The sequence below is a fragment of the Streptomyces sp. 12E genome (assembly GCF_055633275.1).
The window spans coordinates 2,812,103-2,833,775 of the sequence record NZ_JBVNCJ010000001.1 but is presented as its reverse complement, the minus strand read 5'-3'; the positions used below and the strand labels follow the sequence as shown (position 1 = coordinate 2,833,775).

Below are 21,673 nucleotides of genomic sequence, written 5' to 3'. Positions count from 1 at the left end.
GTCCCCGCCGCGCGCCGTGGACGCCCCCGTGCGCCCGCCCGTCTCCCGCCGCCGCCCTCGAACGGGGCCTTACCAGGCCGCTCCTTCGAAATCATGGCCGCGTTCACTCCCGCACCCCCGTTGTCTCCCCATGCGGGAGCGGGATGCGGGATCATGTCTGGCATGACCGAGGTGTCCTCGCTCACAGGGCGGCTGCTCGTGGCCACTCCCGCCCTGGCGGACCCGAACTTCGAGCGTGCGGTGGTGCTCCTCCTCGACCACGACGAGGAGGGCTCCCTCGGCGTCGTCCTCAACCGCCCGACGCCGGTGGACGTGGGCGACATCCTGGAGGGCTGGGCGGGCCTGGCCGGCGAACCGGGCGTCGTCTTCCAGGGCGGCCCGGTGTCGCTGGACTCGGCCCTCGGCGTCGCCGTCGTCCCCGGCGGGACCGGCGGGGACGACGCGCCGCCGGGCTGGCGCCGGGTGCACGGCGCGATCGGGCTGGTCGACCTGGAGGCCCCGCCGGAGCTGCTCGCCTCCGCCCTCGGCTCGCTGCGCATCTTCGCCGGATACGCCGGCTGGGGCCCCGGCCAGCTGGAGGACGAACTGGTGGACGGCGCCTGGTACGTCGTGGAGTCGGAACCCGGCGACGTCTCCTCGCCGTCCCCGGAGCGGCTCTGGCGCGAGGTGCTGCGCCGCCAGCGCAACGAGCTGGCGATGGTGGCCACCTATCCGGACGACCCTTCGCTCAACTGATGCGTGTGAGCTTCAGTACCCTTGGCTGTTATGAGCACTCTTGAGCCCGAGCGCGGGACTGGTACGGGGACCCTCGTCGAGCCGACGCCGCAGACCTCCCACGGCGACGGTGACCACGAGCGCTTCGCCCACTACGTCCAGAAGGACAAGATCATGGCGAGCGCCCTCGACGGCACCCCCGTCGTGGCGCTGTGCGGCAAGGTGTGGGTGCCCGGCCGCGACCCGAAGAAGTACCCGGTGTGTCCCATGTGCAAGGAGATCTACGAGTCCATGGGCGCCGGCGGCGACGACAAGGGCAAGGGCAAGGGCGACAAGTAGTCCGTCCCCTCCCTCCGCCGGTCCGGCCCTCCTCCGAGGCCTCCGGGGTGCGCTTTGCGCGTCCTGGGGGCCTTTGTGCTGTCCGCGCGTCGCGCGGGGTGCGTCCGTCGGGCACGGAGTGGTGGAGACCTCTTGTGGTGTGGTCCGTCCAGTCCCTAGCCTCCGGTGTGTTGTGCACAGCGAAACCGCCATTGCGTGTGTCGCAACGCGCTCGGAGGGGAGACTCCATGGGGCTGTCCGCCCGCCCGGTCGCCGCCGCGGCCGTCCTCGCCGCGCCGGGAAGGTGCCCGAGGGCGCCGACGTCACCGTCGAGTACATCCCGTCGAGACCCGCGCCCAGCGTGTCGGGGCGGCCCTCGACGACCCGAAGTCCGCGCCCGACCTCACCGGGGGGGCCGGGGCCCGGGGCGAGGCCGAGGACACCGATCCGACCGCCGTCGGTCGGTCACCGTCGACGGCGGGGTCCACGGAGCCCCGTACTTCGTCGGCGTCCGCGCGCTCCACTGCCGCACCGACGTCTTCGACGGACCCGGATCCACGTCATGACGGGCGGCGGCACCGCCGGCCGGAACCTGGTCCTGAACGTACGCCCGCCAGCAGGCGTTCGCGTCCTCGCAGTACGTTCTCGGCGCGGCGATCGGCGTGGTGATGCCGCTGGTCCTGCTCGCCGTGACGCCGGTGCACCTGCGACTGTCGCGCCGCCGGGGGGAGGAACGGTGAGTCCTGTGAGCCGGGACGGGAAACGCCGGGTGAATCCTGTGCGCCGGTCCGTGCGGCGTCCGGGGCGGCCGGCGGCGCTGCTGATCGCCGCGGTGGTGGCCTTGCCGCTGTACCGGACGGTGCCGGGCGCCTTCGGGACCGGCCGGGGAGATCGGGTCGGCCGAGCCGCGTCCCTGGACCCCGGCGCCCGCGCCGGACTCCTTCCGACGGGTGTTCGGGCAACAGGAATTCGGCCGGTACTTCCTCGGCGGCGGCGTCGTCGCGCTGGTCGTGGTGGTCGCCTCCGCGCTGATCGCCTTTCCCGCCGCGACCGCCGTGACACGATTCCGGTTCCGGTTGCGGACCACCTCGCTGATCATGTTTCTGATGGCCCGGACGGTGCCCGCGGAAGCGCCGGCCGTCCCGCTTTTCTTCGTCGTGCGGGACTTCGGCCGCGAGAAGGCCGACCCCGTCGACGGGGCGAGCCGCGCGCTTTCCGTGGCAGGTCCTTTTCCCGCTCCTCCTGCCGGGCCCGGTCGTCATCAGCGTGTTCTCCTCCCTCTCCACCTGGAACGACTTCCTGTTCGCCAAGTCCCTCCCCATCGGCGACATCTCGCGGTCGCCCCTGCCGATGGCGCTGCCGGTCTTCCGCGGACCCGACGGGCCGGACCGGGGCGGGGTCATGACGGCGTCCACGGTGATGACGATTCCGGTACTGGTCTCCTTCGTACTCGTACAGCGGCGTCCGGTCTCCGGACCGGGCGGCGCGGCAAAGGACTGACGTGACTGAACTGATTCCAGCGCCCCGCAGTGTCGTCGCCGGTTCCGGCGAGGTGCGGCTGACGGCGCACTCCCGGCTGTACGCCGGCCACGGGACGGAGGGCGTCGGCCATTGGCTGCGCACCGTCCTGCGGCAGGCGACCGGACTGCCGCTGAGCGAGGGACGGGAACGTGACGAGGCGGACGGCGACGGCGTGGGGCTCCTGCTCGACCCCGGCCTCGGTCCCGAGGAGTACCGCCTCGTCAGCGACGGGAACGGCGTCCTCGTCGAGGGCGGCAGCGCGGCCGGTGTCCTCTGGGGCGCCCAGACGCTGCGGCAGCTGCTCGGCCCCGAGGCGTTCCGCAGGGCCCCGGTCCGCCGCGACCGGGTCTGGGCGGTGCCGCACGTCACGATCGAGGACTCCCCCCGCTTCCGCTGGCGCGGAATGATGCTCGACGTCGCCCGGCACTTCATGCCCAAGGAAGGCGTGCTGCGCCAACTGGATCTGATGGCGGCGCACAAACTCAACGTGCTCCACTTCCACCTGACGGACGACCAGGGATGGCGCATCGAGATCCAGCGGTATCCGAAGCTCACCGAGATCGGCTCCTGGCGTGCCCGGACGAAAATCGGGCACCGCGCGTCACCGCTGTGGGACGACAGGCCGCACGGCGGTCACTACACCCAGGACGACATCCGCGAAATCGTCGCCTACGCCGCCGAGCGGCATATCAGCGTCGTCCCGGAAATCGACGTACCCGGGCACTCGCAGGCCGCCGTCGCCGCGTATCCGGAACTCGGCAACTCCGACGTCGTCGACACCGCCTCCCTGACCGTCTGGGACACCTGGGGAATCAATCCGAACGTACTCGCCCCCACCGACGGCACCCTGCGCTTCTACGAAGGGGTGCTCGAGGAAGTACTGGAACTCTTCCCCGCGGACGCCGGCCCCTTCTCGCCGTTCGTGCACATCGGCGGCGACGAATGCCCCAAGGACCAGTGGCGGGACTCGGACACCGCGCAGAAGCAGCTCGGCAACCTCGGTCTGGCCGACGAGGAAGCGCTCCAGTCCTGGTTCATCGGGCACTTCGACAAGTGGCTCGCCGCGCGGGGCCGCCGGCTGATCGGCTGGGACGAGATCCTGGAGGGCGGCCTGGCCCCCGGCGCCGCGGTGTCCTCCTGGCGCGGCTACTCCGGCGGGGTCGCCGCCGCCCGCGCGGGGCACGACGTGGTCATGTGCCCCCAGCAGTACGTGTACCTGGACTACCGTCAGGACCCGGGCCCCGACGAGCCGGTGCCGATCGGGTACGTGCGCACCCTGGAGGACGTCTACCGGTTCGAGCCCGTGCCGTCGGAGCTGACGGGCGAGGAGGCCGCGCGGGTCCTGGGCACCCAGGCCAACGTGTGGACCGAGGTGATGGAGGACCAGGGGCGCGTCGACTACCAGACGTACCCCCGGCTCGCCGCGCTCGCCGAGGTCGCCTGGAGCGACCTGCCCGCTCCCGGCGACCGGGACTTCGCCGGCTTCGAACGCCGGATGACCGCCCACTACCGGCGGCTGGACGCCCTCGGGGTCGCCTACCGGCCGCCCACCGGGCCGCTGCCCTGGCAGAAGCGTCCGGGCGTCCTGGGGCGCCCGATCGACGGCCCGCCGCCGCACCAGTAGCCCCCGCCCGGGGCCCGGCGCGGGCGGCCCGCGCCACGCCGGGCCTCCGAACGGGGGGTGCGCATCTGTTCGTCCCGCATCGAACGGGTCATGCGAAACGGGTACGAAGGTCACCGAAGGGTGCCAATCCCCGGCACACCGGCGATGTGGGGCGGAACCGTCCGCGTCCGGGGTGAGGTGGGCGAACGCCTCCTGGCGGACCCCGGTCCTCGGCACCTGCCAAGATGTGCCAGAGTTGCCACGTCCGGCCTGTCAGCACGTACCGTACGGCAGCACAGGTGGGACCAGGTGGGGCAGCGGGAAGGGGCAGCCGGACTTGAGCACGCACGCACCGCAGGCGGCGCAGGCCGTGACGCTGCCCACGACACTCGACGAAGCCGTGGCGGCGCTCACGGAGATGCCCGCCGCCGTGCCCGTCGCGGGCGGCACCGACCTGATGGCCGCCGTCAACTCCGGGCAGCTCAGGCCCGCCGCGCTGGTCGGCCTCGGCAAGATCAGCGAGATCCGCGGCTGGCAGTACCTGGACGGACACGCGCTGCTCGGCGCCGGTCTCACCCACGCGCGCATGGGCCGCCCCGACTTCGCCGCCCTCATCCCGGCGCTCGCCGCCTCCGCGCGTGCCGCCGGACCGCCGCACATCCGCAACGCGGGCACCCTGGGCGGCAACATCGCCTCCGCCGCCCCCACCGGGGACGCGCTGCCGGTACTGGCCGCGCTGGAGGCGACGCTGATCATCGCGGGTCCGGGCGGAGTCCGCCGCGAGCTCCCGGTGTCGCACCTGCTGGCCGGGATGGACCTGTTGCGCCCCGGCGAACTCATCGGCTACGTGCGCGTGCCGCTGCTGCACGCCCCCCAGGTCTTCCTGAAGGCGACCGGCCGCACCGGCCCCGGCCGCGCGGTCGCCTCCGTCGCCCTGGTGCTCGACCCGGCGCGCCGCGGGGTGCGCTGCGCGGTGGGCGCCATCGCGCCGATGCCGCTGCGGCCCCTGCAGGCCGAGCAGTGGGTCGCGCAGCTCATCGACTGGGACAACAACCGCGCGATCGTGCCCGAGGCGCTGAGCGCGTTCGGGGAGTACGTCGCCGCGGCCTGCATCCCCGACGCCGCCCCCGGCGAGGACGGCGTCGTGCCACCGCTTCCGCCCGCTGTACTGCACCTGCGGCGCACCGTCGCCGCGCTGGCCCGACGAGCACTGGGGAGGGCGCTGTCGTGACCGACGACCAGCACGGACAGGACACGCCTCCGGGCGGCAGCCGCTGGGACCCGCTGCCCCAGGGCGACTACGACGACGGCGCCACGGCCTTCGTGAACCTCCCCGAGGGCGGCATCGACGCCCTGCTGGACTCCATGCAGAGCCCGCTCGCCGCGCCCGGCCACGGCTATGTGCCGCCGCAGATCACGGTCGACCCGACGGCCGGCGCGGGCACCGACCCGGCGGCCGCCGGCTCCTGGGGCGTGCCCGGCGTCCCCGTCGACGGCGTCCAGTGGCACGACCCCGAGGCGGGTGCGGCGCCGGGGGACCGGTTCACGTACGACCCCGGCGCGACCGGGCAGTGGACCTACGGGGAGGGCGCCGCGGGGAACCCGGCGCCGGGGCACGACGTCACCGGCCAGTGGTCGATCCCCGTGGCCGACGGCGACCTGCCGGACGAGTCGGGCGAGTTCACCGCGTCCTCCCTGGTCGAGCAGTGGGGCGGCACCCCGCCGGCCACCCTCCCGGGCGGCGCCCCCGCCCCCTGGGCGCCCCCTCAGGACATCGGCCGCCCGTGGGGACCCGGCGTGCCCGGGGTCCCGCAGGACGAGGCCCGGGAGCCGCAGGACGGCGGACACGGCCCCCTGCAGGACCGGCAGGAGCCCGGCCCCGGGCCCCACGCCGACGGCCCCGCCCCCCAGCAGCCGTCCGGCGCGGACGCGTACGGCGGACAGCCCCCGCCCGCCGCCGGACCGCTGCCGTACGCCGAGCCCGCGCACCGGGACGCGTACGGCGGGACGCCGGCCCACGGCACGTCCGTGCGGCCGGAGGAGGAGCACGTACCGGAGCGGCCGGACGCCGACGTCGCGCCCGAGCAGGCGCCGGAGCAGCCCGGACCGTACGCCGAGCCCGCGCACCGGGACGCGTACGGCGGGACGCCGGCCCACGGCACGTCCGTGCGGCCGGAGGGGGAGCACGTACCGGAGCGGCCGGACGCCGACGTCGCGCCCGAACAGCCGTCCGACGCGGCCGGACACGGCGGGCGGTCCGGGCACGCCGGGGCCCCGTCGGCCGGTGCGGCCCAGCCGTTCGCCGCCGAGGGGCACGCGGAGCCGCGGTGGGGGTCCGGGACGGAGGCCGCCGAGGACGCCCCGGACGGACTCCGGGAGCACCCGCACCCCGGCGGCCAGGAGGCCCCGGAGCCCGGTTCCGGGGCTCCCGAGGCCTCCGAGTCCCCGGCGGACGCCCCCGGGGCTCCCGAGGCCGCCGAGGGGCCGCTGGAGCCCTCCGCGACCCCCGCCGAGCCGGCCCCGGACGCGGAACCGGCGACGGGACCCGCCGACGCCGGCCCCCCGGACACCGACCCGGCGCCCGATGCTCAGGACACCCCGGACGACCGGGGCGAACCGGGCGCGGCGCACGGGGCGGACGGCCCGCCGCCACCGCACGACGACCACCCCCTCGCCTCCTACGTGCTCCGCGTCAACGGCACCGACCGGCCCGTCACCGACGCCTGGATCGGCGAGTCGCTGCTGTACGTGCTGCGCGAGCGGCTCGGTCTCGCCGGCGCCAAGGACGGCTGCTCCCAGGGCGAGTGCGGGGCCTGCAACGTGCAGGTCGACGGCCGGCTGGTGGCGTCCTGCCTGGTCCCGGCCGTCACCGCGGCCGGCAGCGAGGTCCGTACCGTCGAAGGACTGGCGCAGGACGGCCGGCCCTCCGACGTGCAGCGGGCGCTCGCGCGGTGCGGCGCCGTGCAGTGCGGCTTCTGCGTGCCGGGCATGGCGATGACCGTGCACGACCTGCTGGAGGGCAACCCGGCGCCCACCGAGCTGGAGACCCGCCAGGCCCTGTGCGGCAACCTCTGCCGCTGCTCCGGCTACCGGGGCGTGGTGAACGCCGTCAAGGAGGTCGTCGCCGAACGCGAGGCGCACGCCGCGTCCGCGGAGGAGGACCCCGACGGCGAGACGGACCCGCCCCGCATCCCGCACCAGGCGGCCCCCGGAGCCGGCGGCGTCAACCCCTCGGCGTTCGACGCCCCCGGCCCCGACGAGCAGCCCCATGACCAGCCCCACGGCCCGGACGGAGGCCAGGCGTGACCAACGAAGCAGCCACCGCGCAGGCCGTGGAGGCCGCCCCCGGGCCGGAACCGCTCCCGCACGGACTCGGCGTCTCCCTCCCGGCCGCCGACGCCCGCGCCAAGACCGAGGGCACCTTCCCGTACGCCGCCGACCTGTGGGCCGAGGGCCTGCTGTGGGCGGCCGTGCTGCGCTCGCCGCACCCGCACGCGCGCATCGTGTCCATCGACACCACGCACGCGCGTGAGATGCCCGGCGTCCGCGCGGTGGTCACGCACGAGGACGTCCCCGGCGACCCGGTGCACGGCCGCGGCACGGCGGACCGCCCGGTCTTCGCCTCCGAGGTCGTGCGCCACCACGGCGAGCCCATCGCGGCCGTCGCCGCCGACCACCCGGACACCGCGCGGATGGCCGCCGCCGCCGTCATCGTCGAGTACGAGGTGCTCGACCCGGTGACCGACCCCGAGCAGGCCTTCGAGGCCGAACCGCTGCATCCCGACGGCAACCTGATCCGGCACATCCCGCTGCGCCACGGCGACCCCGACGCGGCCGGCGACGTCGTCGTCGAGGGCCTGTACCGCATCGGCCGCCAGGACCCCGCCCCCATCGGCGCCGAGGCCGGCCTCGCCGTGCCCCGCCCGGACGGCGGGGTCGAGCTGTACCTGGCCTCCACCGACCCGCACGGCGACCGGGACACCGCCGCCGCCGTCCTCGGCCTGGCACCCGAACGGGTGAAAGTCGTCGTCACCGGCGTGCCCGGCGCCACCGCCGACCGCGAGGACCGCAGCTTCCAGCTCCCGCTCGGCCTGCTGGCGCTGCGGACCGGCTGCCCGGTGAAGCTCGCCGCCACGCGCGAGGAGTCCTTCCTCGGCCACACCCACCGCCACCCCACCCTGCTGCGCTACCGCCACCACGCCGACGCCGAGGGCAGACTGGTGAAGGTCGAGGCGCAGATCCTGCTCGACGCGGGCGCCTACGCCGACACCTCCTCCGACGCCCTGGCCGCCGCCGTCGCCTTCGCCTGCGGCCCGTACGTCGTCCCCAACGCCTTCATCGAGGGCTGGGCCGTGCGCACCAACAACCCGCCCTCCGGTCATGTGCGCGGCGAGGGCGCGATGCAGGTCTGCGCCGCCTACGAGGCGCAGATGGACAAACTGGCCAAGAAGCTCGGCGCCGACCCGGCGGAGCTGCGCCTGCGCAACGTGATGGCCACCGGCGACGTGCTGCCCACCGGCCAGACGGTGACCTGCCCGGCCCCGGTCACGGAACTCCTCGAGGCGGTACGGGACTTCCCGCTGCCGCCGCTGCCCAAGGACACCCCCGAGGACGAGTGGCTGCTGCCCGGCGGCCCCGAGGGCGCGGGCGAGCCGGGCGCGGTGCGCCGCGGCGTGGGCTACGGCCTCGGCATGGTGCACGTGCTCGGCGCGGAGGGCGCGGACGAGGTGTCCACGGCCACCGTGCGGGTCCAGGACGGCGTGGCGACCGTGCTGTGCGCGGCTGTGGAGAGCGGCCAGGGCTTCTCCACCCTGGCCCGGCAGATCGTCCAGGAGGTCCTCGGCGTCGACGAGGTGCACGTGGTGCCCGTCGACACCGACCAGCCCTCGGCCGGCGCGGGCTGCCGGGGCCGGCACACCTGGGTGTCGGGCGGTGCGGTGGAGCGCGCGGCGAAGATGGTCCGCACCCAGCTCCTCCAGCCCCTCGCGCACAAGTTCGGCATGTCCACCGAGCTGCTCCAGATCACCGACGGCAAGATCACCTCGTACGACGGCGTGCTGTCCACGACCGTCGCCGAGGAGCTCGAGGGCAAGGAGCTGTGGGCCACCGCCCAGTGCCGTCCGCACCCGACGGAACCGCTGGACGGGTCCGGCCAGGGCGACGCCTTCGTCGGCATGGCCTTCTGCGCGGTCCGCGCGGTGGTCGACGTCGACATCGAGCTCGGCTCGGTGCGGGTCGTGGAGCTGGCGGTCGCCCAGGACGTGGGCCGGGTGCTGAACCCGGCGCAGCTGGCCGCCCGGATCGAGGCGGGCGTGACCCAGGGGCTGGGCGCCGCGCTCACCGAGAACCTGCGCACGCCGCGCGGGCTGGTCCGTCACCCCGACCTGACCGGGTACGCCCTCCCGACGGCGCTGGACGCCCCGGACATCCGCATCGTGAAGCTGGTCGAGGAGCGGGACGTGGTCGCGCCGTTCGGCGCGAAGGCGGTCAGCGCGGTGCCGGTGGTGACCTCGCCGGCGGCGATCGCCTCCGCCGTACGGGCCGCCACGGGCCGCCCGGTGAACCGTCTGCCGATCCGTCCGCAGGCCGCGGTGGTGACCGGGGGCTGAAACCCGCGGCGGGCCGGTTCCCGCGGGAGGCAACGAACGGGGCCGCCGGAGCGTCTTGGGGGGTGGGCGCTTCGGTTCGCCGTCCCCGGCCCGGGGGCGTTGTCAGTGGTGCCGCGTAGTGTTCCGAGCAGTGGGGGACGGCTGCCGGATCCGGGAGGGCCCGGTCCGTCCTGCCCGGGCGGGACGTTCGCGAACCCGGGGCCGAGCACACGTATCGCGGGGGAATCATGAGCACGACCGACACCGTTGCCGCAGCGGCGATCACACTGACCGACGCCGACCTCGATCCCCGCGTCACGCACGCGCCCACGCGCGACTGGCTGACCGGTCCCGGACTGCCCTCCGACAGCGGCCTGTTCGGCTTCGCGGAGCTGGCGCGGCCCGGCGGCCCGCGCACGGTGGGCGACGCGACGGGCGGTCCCGGCGGCCGGCTCCCCGAGGAGCTGCGGGACCAGCTCGTCATCGGCGGACTGCTGGGCCCGGCCGGTCCGGAGACGGAGTCGGTGCTGCTCGACGGGGCGACCGGCGAGGTGTCCACGACGTTCTTCTTCCACGACCGCCCCGACCTGATGGACCTCCGCCCGCTCGCCCCGTCCCTGCCCACGCTGGTGCGGTTCGCGGCGGCGACGGACGAACTGGCGGGACTGCGCGGCCAGTTCGCCGCGTACGCGGACCGGTACGGCACCAAGGTGGTCGCGGAGGCCTCCCGGCAGTTGCTGGCGGTCTTCGAGGAGGGCGCGGACGGCGAGCCGGCGCCGTTCTGGAGGATGGCCGCGCTGATCAGGCCGCTGGCCCTGGTGGCGGGCCCGGGCACGGCCTCGGGCCTCGCCCTGGACCTCCCCGTCCGCCTGCTGGACGACGAGTTCGGCCGGGGCGGCGTGGTCCGCTTCGAGGAGGTCGACTTCCCCGCCACGCTGACGCACGAGCCGACCCGCCGCTTCCTGCGCGAGACGGGCCTGCCGGAGGACGGCTTCCTCTTCCAGCTGGACACCGACCTGCCGCTGCGCACCCTCGCGGAGTACCACGCCGACGAACGCGAGCTCCCCGACGCCCTCCTCCCCGCCCGCGCCGGCCACCTGATACGCCTGGGGTACCTGATCGAGGACAACAGCCTGGTCGTCGACGGCACCACGGGCGCGGTACTCAACTGGAGCGAACCGGACGGTGTCCTCCACCCGCTGAACACGGACGTCTCCACCCTCGCCTTCACCCTCTGGCTGCTCCACCGCGAGCACGCCATCGACGAGGCGTCGGGCCACGCGCTGACCGGCGACACCTACGACCAGCTGGCGCTGACGATGATCCAGGTCCTGTCCTCCATCGACCCGACGGGCGCCACCACCGACACCGACTGGCACTACTGGACGGAGCTCTTCCAGGACGAGGCGGGCGGAGTGCTGTAGCGCTCCGTTCCGGGGCGCCGACGAAGCGGGCGGGGCGCTCCGGGGAGCACCCCGCCCGCGCGGAGGCCGTGGCGGGAATCGAACCCGCGTCATTCGATTTGCAATCGAACCCCTGGGCCGCTCGGGCACACGGCCGTGTCGGGGGTGAAGCGCCCTGCGGCGCCCCGCCGTTCCGAACCGGTGCGACGACCGTACGGCGGGCCTCGGGCGGCGCTCAAGGAGACGGCCGGGGCCGCAATACGACTGCCACACGCCGTTCATGAACGGCGGTCCCGGTCCTACGACCAAGGTCCCGGTGCCGGTCCCGACCCCCGACAGGGGTCAAACCGTGCCGTGGCCCTTACTCTGGCGACCATGACCGCCCCGAACCCGCGTGACACCGATGTCGCCCAGCCCGCCGACGTCCCCGCCCCGGCCGCCGCCCCCGACGAGACCGTGCTGAGCAGCCCCTACCGGGCGCTGAGCATCGGCATCGTCTCCGTGGTGCTGCTGATCGCCTTCGAGGCGACGGCGGTCGGCACGGCGATGCCGGTGGCGGCGCGGGAGCTGGACGGGGTGTCCCTGTACGCGTTCGCGTTCTCGGGGTACTTCACGACCAGCCTGTTCGGCATGGTGCTGTCCGGCCAGTGGTCCGACCGGCGGGGCCCGCTCGCGCCGCTGACCTGGGGCATCGCCTCCTTCGCGGCCGGGCTGCTGCTCGCCGGGACGGCCGGGGCGATGTGGCTGTTCATCCTGGGGCGGGCCGTGCAGGGGCTCGGCGGCGGCCTGGTGATCGTCGCGCTGTACGTCATCGTCGGGCGGGCCTACCCCGAGCGGCTGCGGCCGGCGATCATGGCGGCGTTCGCGGCGAGCTGGGTGGTGCCGTCGATCGTCGGCCCGCTGGCCTCCGGCGCGGTGACGGAGCACATCGGCTGGCGCTGGGTGTTCCTCGGCATACCGCTGCTCGTGGTGTTCCCGCTGGCGCTCGCGCTGCCCCAGATACGGCGTCTGGCGTCCGGCCCGGTGAACGGGGACGCGCCCGCCTCCTTCGACGGCCGCCGCATCCGCCTGGCCCTGGCGATCTCCTTCGGCGCGGGCCTGCTCCAGTACGCCGCCCAGGACCTGCGCTGGGTCTCCCTGCTGCCGGGCGCGCTGGGCGTCGCCCTGCTGATCCCGGCCGTGCTCGGCCTGCTCCCGCGCGGCACCTGTCGCGCGGCGCGCGGACTGCCCTCGGTCGTCCTCCTGCGCGGAGTCGCCGCCGGCTCCTTCATCGCGGCGGAGTCCTTCGTCCCGCTGATGCTGGTCACCCAGCGCGGCCTCAGCCCGACCCTCGCCGGCTTCTCCCTCGCGGCGGGCGGCGGCACCTGGGCGCTGGGCTCCTGGTTCCAGTCCCGGCCCCGCCTGGAGCCGTACCGGGAGCGCCTGATGGTCCTCGGCATGGTCCTGGTCGCGGCGGCGATCGCGGCGGCCCCTTCCGTGCTGATCGACGCCGTGCCCGCCTGGACGGTGGCGGTCGCCTGGGGCTTCGGCTGCTTCGGCATGGGCCTGGTGATCTCCTCCACCAGCGTGCTGCTGCTCCAGCTCTCCGCCCCCGAGGAGGCCGGCACCAACTCCGCCGCCCTCCAGATCTCCGACGGCCTCTCCAACGTCCTCCTCCTCGCCGCGGGCGGCGCCGCCTTCGCGGCCCTGGGCGGCGGCACGGTGAGCCACGCGGCGACGCAGGCCACCGGCTCCCACCCGGCCGCCTTCGCCGCGGTGTTCCTGCCGATGGCGGCGGTGGCGCTGGCGGGGGCGTGGGTGGCGGCGCGAGTGAGGGCGGTCAAGTAGTACCACTTTGATGTCATGAGGTGGTACCGTTTTGGTATGGCTATGAACCTGCGTCTTCGGGACGACCAGACGGAAGCTCTCAAGCTGCGCGCCGAGGAGGAGGGTGTCAGCATGCACGCGATACTGCTGCGGGCCGTGGACGACTATCTGGCGCGGACCGCGCACCAGGCGCTGGTGCGCAAGGCCGCCAAGGAGCAGACCGCCAAATGGGCCGAACTGCTGGAGCGGCTGAAGTGACGTGTGTCTACCTTCAGGCCGAGGACGTCCTGGCCATTGCCGAGGACGCCGTCGACGACCAGGTCGTCGTCGTGCGCGACGCGGGCTTGCTGGAGTCCGCCGCGCATCGCCCTTCGGCCTCCATGTTCGGGCAGGAGGCATACGCCGACCTGTTCGACAAGGCTGCGGCACTCCTGCAGTCCCTGGTCATCAACCACCCCTTCGTCGACGGGAACAAGCGCACGGCCTGGGTCTCCTGCGTCGTCTTCCTGGCCATGAACGAGGTGCAGCTACGCCCCGACATCGACGCGGCTGAACGCCTGGTCATCGCTGTGGCGACCGGCAGCCTGGACGAGGTCAAAGGCATCTCCGAAGCGCTGAGGGACTTGGCCGAGCAGGACGATGTGACCTGAGTCCCATCCTGGGCGGACTCGGCCCCGTGCCGGCGTCGGCGCCTCCGGGCCATCGGTAGGGTGGCCCGGTCGTCATACGCAGACGCAGACGTGCCGCCCGACCCCCATCGGAGATCGTGACTACCACCGCCAGCTCCGCCTCGCACCACCTGTCCCCGGCCTTTCCCGGACGTGCCCCCTGGGGCACCGCCGGAAAGCTGCGCGCCTGGCAGCAGGGGGCGATGGAGAAGTACATCCAGACGCAGCCCCGGGACTTCCTGGCGGTGGCCACGCCCGGCGCCGGCAAGACGACGTTCGCGCTGACGCTGGCGTCCTGGCTGCTGCACCACCACGTCGTGCAGCAGGTGACCGTCGTCGCGCCCACCGAGCACCTGAAGAAGCAGTGGGCGGAGGCCGCCGCACGGATAGGCATCAAGCTCGACCCCGAGTACAGCGCGGGACCGCTCGGCAGGGAGTACGACGGCGTCGCCGTGACGTACGCCGGCGTCGGCGTGCGCCCCATGCTGCACCGCAACCGCGTCGAGCAGCGCAAGACCCTCGTCATCCTCGACGAGATCCACCACGCCGGCGACTCCAAGTCCTGGGGCGAGGCCTGCCTGGAGGCGTTCGAGCCGGCCACCCGGCGGCTCGCGCTCACCGGTACGCCGTTCCGCTCCGACACCAACCCCATCCCCTTCGTGACCTACGAGGAGGGCGACGACGGGATCCGGCGGTCGTCCGCCGACTACACGTACGGGTACGGCTCCGCCCTCGCCGACGGTGTCGTGCGGCCCGTCATCTTCATGTCGTACAGCGGCAACATGCGCTGGCGCACCAAGGCCGGCGACGAGATCGAGGCCCGCCTCGGCGAGCCCATGACCAAGGACGCCGTCAGCCAGGCCTGGCGCACCGCGCTGGACCCGCGCGGTGAGTGGATGCCGGCCGTGCTGCGCGCCGCAGACCAGCGCCTCACCGAGGTCCGCAAGGCCATCCCGGACGCCGGCGCCCTCGTCATCGCCGCCGACCAGGAGTCCGCGCGGGCGTACGCCAAGCTGATCCGCGAGATCACCGGCCACAAGGCCACCCTCGTGCTGTCCGACGACATCGGCGCGTCGAAGAACATCGACGAGTTCAGCGGGAACACCGACCGCTGGATGGTCGCCGTCCGCATGGTGTCCGAGGGCGTCGACGTCCCACGCCTCGCGGTCGGCGTGTACGCCACCACCATCTCCACCCCGCTGTTCTTCGCCCAGGCCGTGGGCCGTTTCGTACGGTCCCGGCGGCGCGGCGAGACCGCGTCCGTCTTCCTGCCGACCATCCCGGACCTGCTCGGCTTCGCAGGCGAGATGGAGCGCGAGCGCGACCACGTCCTCGACAAGCCCAAGAAGGAGGGCGAGGAGGACCCGTACGCCGAGTCCGAGAAGGAGATGGAGGAGGCGAACCGGGAGCAGGACGAGGACACCGGCGAGCAGGACATGCTGCCCTTCGAGGCGCTGGAGTCCGACGCCGTCTTCGACCGGGTGACGTACAACGGCGCCGAGTTCGGCATGCAGGCCCACCCCGGCAGCGAGGAGGAGCAGGACTACCTCGGCATCCCCGGCCTCCTCGAACCCGACCAGGTGCAGCTGCTGCTGCAGAAGCGGCAGGCCCGGCAGATCGCGCACAGCCGCAAGAAGCCGGACACCGAGGCCGACCTGCTGGAACTGCCCGCCGAACGGCGCCCCGTGGTCTCCCACAAGGAGATGATGGAGCTGCGCAAGCGGCTCAACAGCCTCGTCGGCGCGTACGTCCACCAGAGCGGCAAACCGCACGGCGTCATCCACACCGAGCTGCGCAGGGTCTGCGGCGGCCCGCCCTCGGCCGAGGCCACCGCGGGACAGCTGCGCCAGCGGATCGAAAAGGTGCAGGAGTGGGCCACGCGCATGCGGTGACGCTGTGTGTGCGTATGGGGACAAACGGAGCGACTTCCCTGTGAGGGTGCCCGGATTCTGGACGGAGCCTTCCGCTCACCGGACCGGCTCGCTACTGTCCCCGCAACGCACACGCCCCGTGGCAGCGCCGCCGCGGAGCGCAGCCGTGAAGCGACTGTGCCCGGGTCAGGACCGGGCCGCCGGCCGATCGGCGGCCTCTCGGGCGCGTGACCGACGGGACTCGGTGACGCATCCGCCGCGAGGGGGCCGCCGACCTCACCACTAAGGAGTGGGCGTCGTGACCGCGGAGACCTCTCAGACGCTCGACAGGGGACTGCGTGTCCTCAAGCTGCTGGCCGATACGGACCACGGGCTGACCGTCACCGAGCTTTCCCACAAACTGGGCGTGAACCGGACTGTTGTGTACCGGTTGCTCGCCACGCTGGAGCAGCACGCTCTCGTACGCCGTGATCTGGGCGGACGGGCCCGGGTCGGGCTGGGCGTGCTGAGGCTGGGCCGGCAGGTGCACCCGCTGGTGCGGGAGGCGGCGATGCCGGCGCTGCGGTCGCTGGCGGAGGACATCGGCGCGACCGCGCACCTGACGCTGGTGGACGGGGCGGAGGCGCTGGCGGTGGCCGTGGTGGAGCCGTCGTGGACGGACTACCACGTGGCGTACCGCGCGGGGTTCCGGCATCCGCTGGAGCGGGGGGCCGCGGGGAAGGCGATCCTGTCGGCCCGGCAGCGGCGGGCGGAGGACCCCGGGTACACGCTGACGCACGGGGAGCTGGAGGCGGGCGCGTGCGGGGCGGCCGCGCCGCTGCTCGGGGTGACCGGGGTCGAGGGCAGCGTGGGTGTGGTCATGCTGGCGGAGGTCGTGCCCGAGCGGGTGGGGGCGAGGGTGATGGACGCGGCCCGCGAGGTGGCGGAGGCCCTGCGCTGACCCTCCGCGCCGCGTGCCTGCGCACTCCGCGGGCAGGCGTGCCGCCCCAGCGGCACGCCTGCCCGCAGCGGCAGCACGTCGGGTGGCACGGTTGCCCGCGGTGGCGGCAGGTTAGATTGGCCCCGTGTTCTCCCGCCTCACGCGCCCCCAAGCCCTCGCCGTCCTGGCGGTGCCCATAGCGGCCCTGCTGGCCACCGCCGGCCTCGCGCCGCTCCCCTTCTCCGTCGCGCACCCCGGCATGACCGCGAACGTCCTCGGCGAGGACAAGGGCACCCCGGTCATCACGATCACCGGCGCACCGGTCCGCGAGACCAGCGGGCAGTTGCGGATGACCACCATCGAGGCGACCTCCCCGGACACCCGCGTCGGCCTCCCGGACGTCATCGACGGCTGGTTCGACACGGACCGGGCGGTCATGCCCCGTGACTCCGTCTACCCCAGCGGGGACAGCGTCGAGGAGATCGAGCGGTACAACCGCGAACAGATGGAGGAGTCCCAGGACGAGGCCGTCCGGGCCGCCCTGGGACACCTCGGCCGAGAGGACGACGGCATCGAGGTCACCTTCGAGCTCGCCGACGTCGGCGGCCCCAGCGCCGGTCTGCTCTTCTCCCTCGGCATCGTCGACAAGCTGAACGGCGACGGCGACGGCGGCGACCTCACCGGCGGCCGGATCGTCGCCGGCACGGGCACGATCGACGCGGACGGCACCGTCGGCGCCGTCGGCGGCGTACCCCTGAAGACGCAGGCGGCCAAGCGGGACGGGGCCACCGTCTTCCTGGTGCCGAAGGACGAGTGCTCCGACGCCCGGTCCGAGCTCCCCGAGGGCCTGCGCCTGATCCCGGTCACCACCCTCAAGGGCGCCGTCGACGCGCTGGTCGCCCTGGAGAAGGGCACCGGGAAAGTCCCCGGCTGCTAGCCCTCCTTGACGAACCCCTCCGCCACCATCCAGTCCAGCGCCACCTGGTGCGGGTCCTCCCCGTCGACGTCCACCCTCGCGTTGAGGTCCCGCGCCACGGTGTTGTCCAGCTTCGCCGTCACCGGGGCGAGCACCTCCGCGATGGCCGGCCACTTCCCGAAGGTGTCGGAGTTGACGGTCGGCGCCGCGTTGCAGTTCGGGAAGAACTTCCTGTCGTCCTCCATCACCACCAGGTCCATGGACTTGATGCGCCCGTCGGTGGTGAACACCTCGCCGTACGCGCAGGCGCCCTCGGCCGTCTGGGTGTAGATGATCCCGGTGTCCATCTGCGTGACGTCGCGCGCCGGGACGTCCATGCCGTACGCCTTCTCCATGCCCGGCAGCCCGTCCGCGCGGTTGGCGAACTCGCCCTCCACGCACAGCGTCACCGCCCCCGGGCCGGACTTCGCCAGCTCCGCCACCCCGGAGAGGGTCCGGGTGCGGTACTTCTCGTGGTTGGCCCGGTTCATGGCGAGGGCGTAGGTGTTGCTCAGCTCCGCCGGCTCCAGCCAGACCACCCCGTTCCCCACGTCCGCGTCCCGCACCGCCTTCCACTGCTCGCGCGCGTCGGGGATCGGCGTGCTGTTGCCCTGGTACGTGATCCACGCCGTGCCCGTGTACTCGAACCCGGCGTCCGCGTCGCCGTTGACGACCGCCTCCCGGGAGCCGACCGAGCCCTGGATGCCGGTCCGGTCGACGACCTCCGCGCCGGCCGCCTGGAGGGCGATGCCCATGACCGCGCCGAGGACGAGCTGCTCGGTGAACTCCTTCGAGGTGACGGTGAGCTTCGCGCCCTCCAGTGGCCTCCCCTCGCCGATCGAGCCCGGCTCCACGTCGTCGACCATGGGGGAGCCGCTGGTCAGCCCGCAGCCCGAGGCCGCCGCCAGCAGCGCCCCGGCCAGGAACGGGCGGGCCCGTCTCACGGGCCCGTCTCCAGACCCCGCGGCCGCAGCAGCAGCTCCGCCAGGGAGGCCAGCCAGTCCACCAGCAGCGCGAGGGCGACGGTGAGGACCGAGCCCACCACCAGCACCGGCATCCGCTGGCTGGTGATCCCGGTGGTGATCAGCGTGCCCAGCCCTCCACCGCCGCCGAAGGTCGCCAGCGTCGCCGTGCCGACGTTCAGGACGAGCGCCGTGCGCACACCGGCGAGGATGAGGGGGACGGCCAGCGGCGGCTCCACCCGTGCGAGCACGCCCGGCGGGGACACGCCGATGCCGCGCGCCGCCTCCAGCAGGGTCGGGTCGTTGGCCCTCAGGCCCGCGATGGTGTTGGAGAGCACCGGCAGCACGGCGTAGGCGACGATGCCGGTCAGGGCCGCCCTGCGGCCGATGCCCAGCCAGATCACCAGCAGCGCCAGCAGGCCGATCGCCGGGGTGGCCTGGCCCGTGTTGGCCAGCGCCATCGCCACCGGGGCGGCCCTGCGGAACGTGCGGCGGGTCAGCAGGACGCCCAGCGGGATCGCGATGATCAGCACGAAGAACGTCGAGACGACGGTGAGCTCGATGTGCTGCCACAGCGCCTTGGACACCTGCCCGTTCGACAGCGCGTTCCGGGTGAGCGCGTCGAGGTCCGCCTGCTCGAACCACAGCCAGGTCGCCGGCAGCAGGGCGATCAGCACCGCGGGCAGGAACGTCAGCTTCTGCCAGGTCACCCGGGGCGGCTTCGCGGCCGGGGACGGGGCAGCGGCCTCCGCCTCGTCCGGCCGCCCGCCGTCCTCGTCCCGGAACGCGGGCCCCTTCGCCTCCTGCTCGCCCCCGGGCCGCCGCCCGGAAGGGCCGAAGGAGCCGGAAGGGCCCGGGAAGCCGGAGGAACCGGAAGGGCCGGAAGGCCTGGGCGAGTCGGAAGGCCCGGAAGAACCGGAAGCGGAGGTTCTCACGTTTTCGCCTCCCCGCCGAAGCCCTCCTGCTCCGCGTGCGTCTGCGCGGACCACTGCTCCTGGAGCTCGTGCTGGGCGTCCATCGCCTCCAGCCGGTCCGCCTCCAGCAGTTCGTGCACGGAGTTCACCAGCGTCTCCACATCCACGACACCCTCGTACACGCCGTGCCGCCCGGTGACGGGAACCCGGCCGGTGTTGTCGGTGAGGACGGCCTCCAGCGCGTCCCGCAGGGTCGCGTCCCGGGTCACCGTGTCGTGCACCAGCGCGCCCGCGCGGGCCGGCGACCCCTTGGCGCGCATCATGTCGCCGCGCCGCAGCCACTTGTAGGGGCGGCCCCGCCTGTCGAGCACCAGCACCTCGTCGGTGCCGCCGGAACGGAGCCTGGTGAAGATCTCCTGGAGCGGATCGTCGACGCTCGCCGTCGGACAGCCGGTGATCCCCACGTCCCGCACCCGGGTGAGATCGAGCCGCTTCAGCGCGGCCCCGGCGCCCACGAAGCCCGACACGAAGTCGTCGGCGGGGTTGGTGAGGATCGCCTCCGGGGTGTCGAACTGGGCGATGTGGGAGCGTTCGCGCAGCACCGCGATCCGGTCACCGATCTTGATCGCCTCGTCGAAGTCGTGGGTGACGAAGACGATCGTCTTGTGCAGCTCCCGCTGGAGCCGGATCAGTTCGTCCTGGAGGTGGTCCCGGGTGATCGGGTCGACCGCGCCGAACGGCTCGTCCATCAGCAGCACCGGCGGATCCGCCGCCGGCGCCCGCGCCACCCCCACCCGCTGCTGCTGACCGCCGGACAGCCGGCGCGGACGACGGCCGTGGAACTCGCCGGGGTCCAGACCGACCAGGTCCAGCATCTCCTCCACCCGCGCCCGTACCCGGGCCGCCGGCCAGCGCAGCATCCGCGGCACCAGCGCGATGTTCTGCGCCACCGTCATGTGCGGGAACAGCCCGCTCGCCTGGATCGCGTACCCGATCGTGCGGCGCAGCCGCACCGGGTCCATGTCGGTGACGTCCTCGCCGCCGATGCGGATCCGGCCGCCCGTCGGCTCGATCAGCCGGTTGATCATCTTCAGGGTGGTGGACTTCCCGCACCCCGACGGACCGACGAGGACCACCGTCTCGCCCGCCCGGATGTCCATGGTGACGTTGTCGACCGCCGGCAGCGCGCTGCCCGGGTACCGCTTGGTCAGGCCCTCCAGCTCGATGGCCGCCCCGGCCGCCCCGGGCCCCGCCCCGGGCGCCTCGGCGTCAGGCACGGATCCCCCTGGGAATGGTCAGCCGTCCGACCAGCACGTACGCGGCGTCGAACAGCAGGGCGAGGACGATGATCCCGAGGGTGCCCGCGAGCACCTGGTTCAGTGCGTTGCTGCTGCCCAGCGAGGCGATCCCGCGGAAGATCAGGTTGCCGAGGCCGGGGCCGGAGGCGTACGCGGCGATGGCCGCGATGCCCGTCAGCATCTGCGTGGAGACCCGGATCCCGGTCAGGATCGGCGGCCAGGCCAGCGGCAGCTCCACCCGCGCCAGCCGGGCCGCGCGCGACATGCCGATCCTCGTGGCCGCGTCCACCAGCGACGGATCGACCCCGCGCAGCCCCACGATCGCGTTCCGCACGATCGGCAGCAGCCCGTACAGCGTCAGCGCGATCACCGTCGGCGCCACTCCGAGCCCCACGACCGGGATCAGCAGACCGATCATGGCCAGCGCCGGGATGGTCAGCAGGGTGGCGGTGGCGGTCGTGGCCAGGTTGCCCGCCCACTCGCTGCGGTAGGCGACCACCCCGATCAGCACACCCAGCAGGGTCGCCACGACCATGCACTGGAAGACGACGCTGGCGTGCTGGTAGGCGTCGGTGAGCACTTGCTGATGGCGGTCGACCAGGTACTCCCAGAAGTTCACATCCGCTCACCCCAGCTCGGCCAGGTCGGGTCACTCGCCGAGCGCGGCCTGTTCCACCAGCGGGATGATCCGCAGCGGAACGGGGTTCTCCATGACGATCGCCGTGGACGCCCGGACGATGCCATCAAAACCGACGACGCGGTCGATCACCCGCTGGAGGTCGGCGTTGGAACGTGCCACCAGCCGGCACATCATGTCCCCGGTACCGGTCGTGGTGTGCAGCTCCAGCACCTCCGGCACCGTCGCCAAGTGGGCCCGTACGTCGGCTCCTTGACCCTGCCGGATCTGCAGCGTGGCGAACGCCGTGACCGGGTAGCCGAGGGCCGCCGGATCCACCTCGGGACCGAATCCGCGGATGACTCCGTTCGACTGAAGCCGATCGAGGCGGGCCTGTACGGTGCCGCGCGCCACCCCGAGCCGCCGCGACATCTCCAGCACCCCGATCCGCGGCTCCCGCGCCAGCAGCAGGATGATCCGCCCGTCCAGATGATCGATCGCCATACCGGCCTCCCCG

At 73.6% G+C, this 21,673-nt stretch carries 18 protein-coding genes, 1 tRNA gene and 3 pseudogenes; 16 read left to right on the top strand and 6 right to left on the bottom strand.

Going from position 1 to position 21,673, the window contains the following annotated elements; genetic code table 11:
• Positions 1–162: 162 nt before the first annotated feature.
• The 10 genes and pseudogenes from ACZ8ZB_RS13290 to ACZ8ZB_RS13245 all read left to right on the top strand — a co-directional run bounded on the left by ACZ8ZB_RS13290 (position 163) and on the right by ACZ8ZB_RS13245 (position 11,168).
• Complete coding sequence (locus ACZ8ZB_RS13290) at positions 163–735, top strand: YqgE/AlgH family protein (RefSeq protein ID WP_470737921.1); 573 nt, start codon at positions 163–165, stop codon at positions 733–735.
• 30 nt (positions 736–765) lie between these two features.
• Positions 766–1,053, top strand: a complete 288-nt coding sequence (locus ACZ8ZB_RS13285; protein WP_019754409.1) for a DUF3039 domain-containing protein — start codon at positions 766–768, stop codon at positions 1,051–1,053.
• Positions 1,054–1,342: 289 nt separating this feature from the next.
• Positions 1,343–1,586 (top strand): annotated as a pseudogene (locus tag ACZ8ZB_RS13280) (extracellular solute-binding protein); the annotation flags it as partial.
• Positions 1,580–1,772: pseudogene (locus ACZ8ZB_RS13275) on the top strand (sugar ABC transporter permease); the annotation flags it as partial. The pseudogenes ACZ8ZB_RS13280 and ACZ8ZB_RS13275, both read left to right, overlap by 7 nt.
• Positions 1,773–1,801: 29 nt before the next feature.
• Positions 1,802–2,532 (top strand): annotated as a pseudogene (locus tag ACZ8ZB_RS13270) (carbohydrate ABC transporter permease).
• A gap of 1 nt (position 2,533) precedes the next feature.
• Positions 2,534–4,177, top strand: coding sequence for a beta-N-acetylhexosaminidase (locus tag ACZ8ZB_RS13265; RefSeq protein WP_470737920.1), 1,644 nt, complete (start codon positions 2,534–2,536; stop codon positions 4,175–4,177).
• 316 nt (positions 4,178–4,493) lie between these two features.
• Positions 4,494–5,387 carry an FAD binding domain-containing protein gene (locus tag ACZ8ZB_RS13260; RefSeq protein WP_470737919.1) on the top strand — a complete coding sequence of 298 codons (894 nt, stop codon included), beginning with the start codon at positions 4,494–4,496 and terminating at the stop codon, positions 5,385–5,387.
• Positions 5,384–7,462: a (2Fe-2S)-binding protein gene (locus ACZ8ZB_RS13255; RefSeq protein ID WP_470737918.1), complete on the top strand. Its 2,079-nt coding sequence runs from the start codon at positions 5,384–5,386 to the stop codon at positions 7,460–7,462. Before ACZ8ZB_RS13260 ends, ACZ8ZB_RS13255 begins: the two co-directional genes overlap by 4 nt.
• Positions 7,459–9,765, top strand: a complete 2,307-nt coding sequence (locus ACZ8ZB_RS13250; RefSeq protein ID WP_470737917.1) for a xanthine dehydrogenase family protein molybdopterin-binding subunit — start codon at positions 7,459–7,461, stop codon at positions 9,763–9,765. Before ACZ8ZB_RS13255 ends, ACZ8ZB_RS13250 begins: the two co-directional genes overlap by 4 nt.
• Before the next feature lie 227 nt (positions 9,766–9,992).
• On the top strand, positions 9,993–11,168 hold the full coding sequence (locus ACZ8ZB_RS13245) for an SUKH-4 family immunity protein (protein ID WP_470737916.1): 1,176 nt from the start codon (positions 9,993–9,995) through the stop codon (positions 11,166–11,168).
• Positions 11,169–11,231: 63 nt separating this feature from the next.
• Here the strand turns inward: ACZ8ZB_RS13245 and ACZ8ZB_RS13240 are convergent.
• Positions 11,232–11,303 (bottom strand) — tRNA-Cys (locus ACZ8ZB_RS13240).
• Between the two features lie 219 nt (positions 11,304–11,522).
• Between ACZ8ZB_RS13240 and ACZ8ZB_RS13235 the strand changes: the two genes are divergently transcribed.
• The 6 genes from ACZ8ZB_RS13235 (at position 11,523) to ACZ8ZB_RS13210 (ending at position 17,348) form a co-directional block, all read left to right on the top strand.
• Positions 11,523–12,974: an MFS transporter gene (locus tag ACZ8ZB_RS13235; RefSeq protein WP_470737915.1), complete on the top strand. Its 1,452-nt coding sequence runs from the start codon at positions 11,523–11,525 to the stop codon at positions 12,972–12,974.
• A 36-nt stretch (positions 12,975–13,010) separates the two neighbouring features.
• Positions 13,011–13,211 carry a ribbon-helix-helix protein, CopG family gene (locus ACZ8ZB_RS13230; protein ID WP_086684213.1) on the top strand — a complete coding sequence of 67 codons (201 nt, stop codon included), beginning with the start codon at positions 13,011–13,013 and terminating at the stop codon, positions 13,209–13,211.
• Positions 13,208–13,603: a type II toxin-antitoxin system death-on-curing family toxin gene (locus ACZ8ZB_RS13225; RefSeq protein WP_470737914.1), complete on the top strand. Its 396-nt coding sequence runs from the start codon at positions 13,208–13,210 to the stop codon at positions 13,601–13,603. The genes ACZ8ZB_RS13230 and ACZ8ZB_RS13225 overlap by 4 nt, the downstream gene beginning before the upstream one ends.
• A gap of 116 nt (positions 13,604–13,719) precedes the next feature.
• A complete protein-coding gene (locus ACZ8ZB_RS13220) occupies positions 13,720–15,513 on the top strand; it encodes a DEAD/DEAH box helicase (RefSeq protein WP_470737913.1) in 1,794 nt (597 codons plus the stop codon).
• Between the two features lie 277 nt (positions 15,514–15,790).
• Positions 15,791–16,432: an IclR family transcriptional regulator gene (locus ACZ8ZB_RS13215; RefSeq protein WP_470737912.1), complete on the top strand. Its 642-nt coding sequence runs from the start codon at positions 15,791–15,793 to the stop codon at positions 16,430–16,432.
• Positions 16,433–16,556: 124 nt separating this feature from the next.
• Complete coding sequence (locus tag ACZ8ZB_RS13210) at positions 16,557–17,348, top strand: S16 family serine protease (protein ID WP_470737911.1); 792 nt, start codon at positions 16,557–16,559, stop codon at positions 17,346–17,348.
• Here the strand turns inward: ACZ8ZB_RS13210 and ACZ8ZB_RS13205 are convergent.
• From ACZ8ZB_RS13205 to ACZ8ZB_RS13185, 5 genes are read right to left on the bottom strand one after another with little or no spacing between them, the layout of a single operon-like run.
• Positions 17,345–18,310: a glycine betaine ABC transporter substrate-binding protein gene (locus ACZ8ZB_RS13205; protein ID WP_470737910.1), complete on the bottom strand. Its 966-nt coding sequence runs from the start codon at positions 18,308–18,310 to the stop codon at positions 17,345–17,347. The genes ACZ8ZB_RS13210 and ACZ8ZB_RS13205 overlap by 4 nt on opposite strands.
• Positions 18,307–19,263 carry an ABC transporter permease gene (locus tag ACZ8ZB_RS13200; protein ID WP_470737909.1) on the bottom strand — a complete coding sequence of 319 codons (957 nt, stop codon included), beginning with the start codon at positions 19,261–19,263 and terminating at the stop codon, positions 18,307–18,309. The genes ACZ8ZB_RS13205 and ACZ8ZB_RS13200 overlap by 4 nt, the downstream gene beginning before the upstream one ends.
• Complete coding sequence (locus ACZ8ZB_RS13195; RefSeq protein WP_470737908.1) at positions 19,260–20,519, bottom strand: betaine/proline/choline family ABC transporter ATP-binding protein; 1,260 nt, start codon at positions 20,517–20,519, stop codon at positions 19,260–19,262. The genes ACZ8ZB_RS13200 and ACZ8ZB_RS13195 overlap by 4 nt, the downstream gene beginning before the upstream one ends.
• Positions 20,512–21,159: an ABC transporter permease gene (locus ACZ8ZB_RS13190; RefSeq protein WP_470737907.1), complete on the bottom strand. Its 648-nt coding sequence runs from the start codon at positions 21,157–21,159 to the stop codon at positions 20,512–20,514. The genes ACZ8ZB_RS13195 and ACZ8ZB_RS13190 overlap by 8 nt, the downstream gene beginning before the upstream one ends.
• 30 nt (positions 21,160–21,189) lie before the next feature.
• Positions 21,190–21,660, bottom strand: coding sequence for an Lrp/AsnC family transcriptional regulator (locus ACZ8ZB_RS13185; protein ID WP_470737906.1), 471 nt, complete (start codon positions 21,658–21,660; stop codon positions 21,190–21,192).
• Between the last annotated feature and the right edge of the window lie 13 nt (positions 21,661–21,673).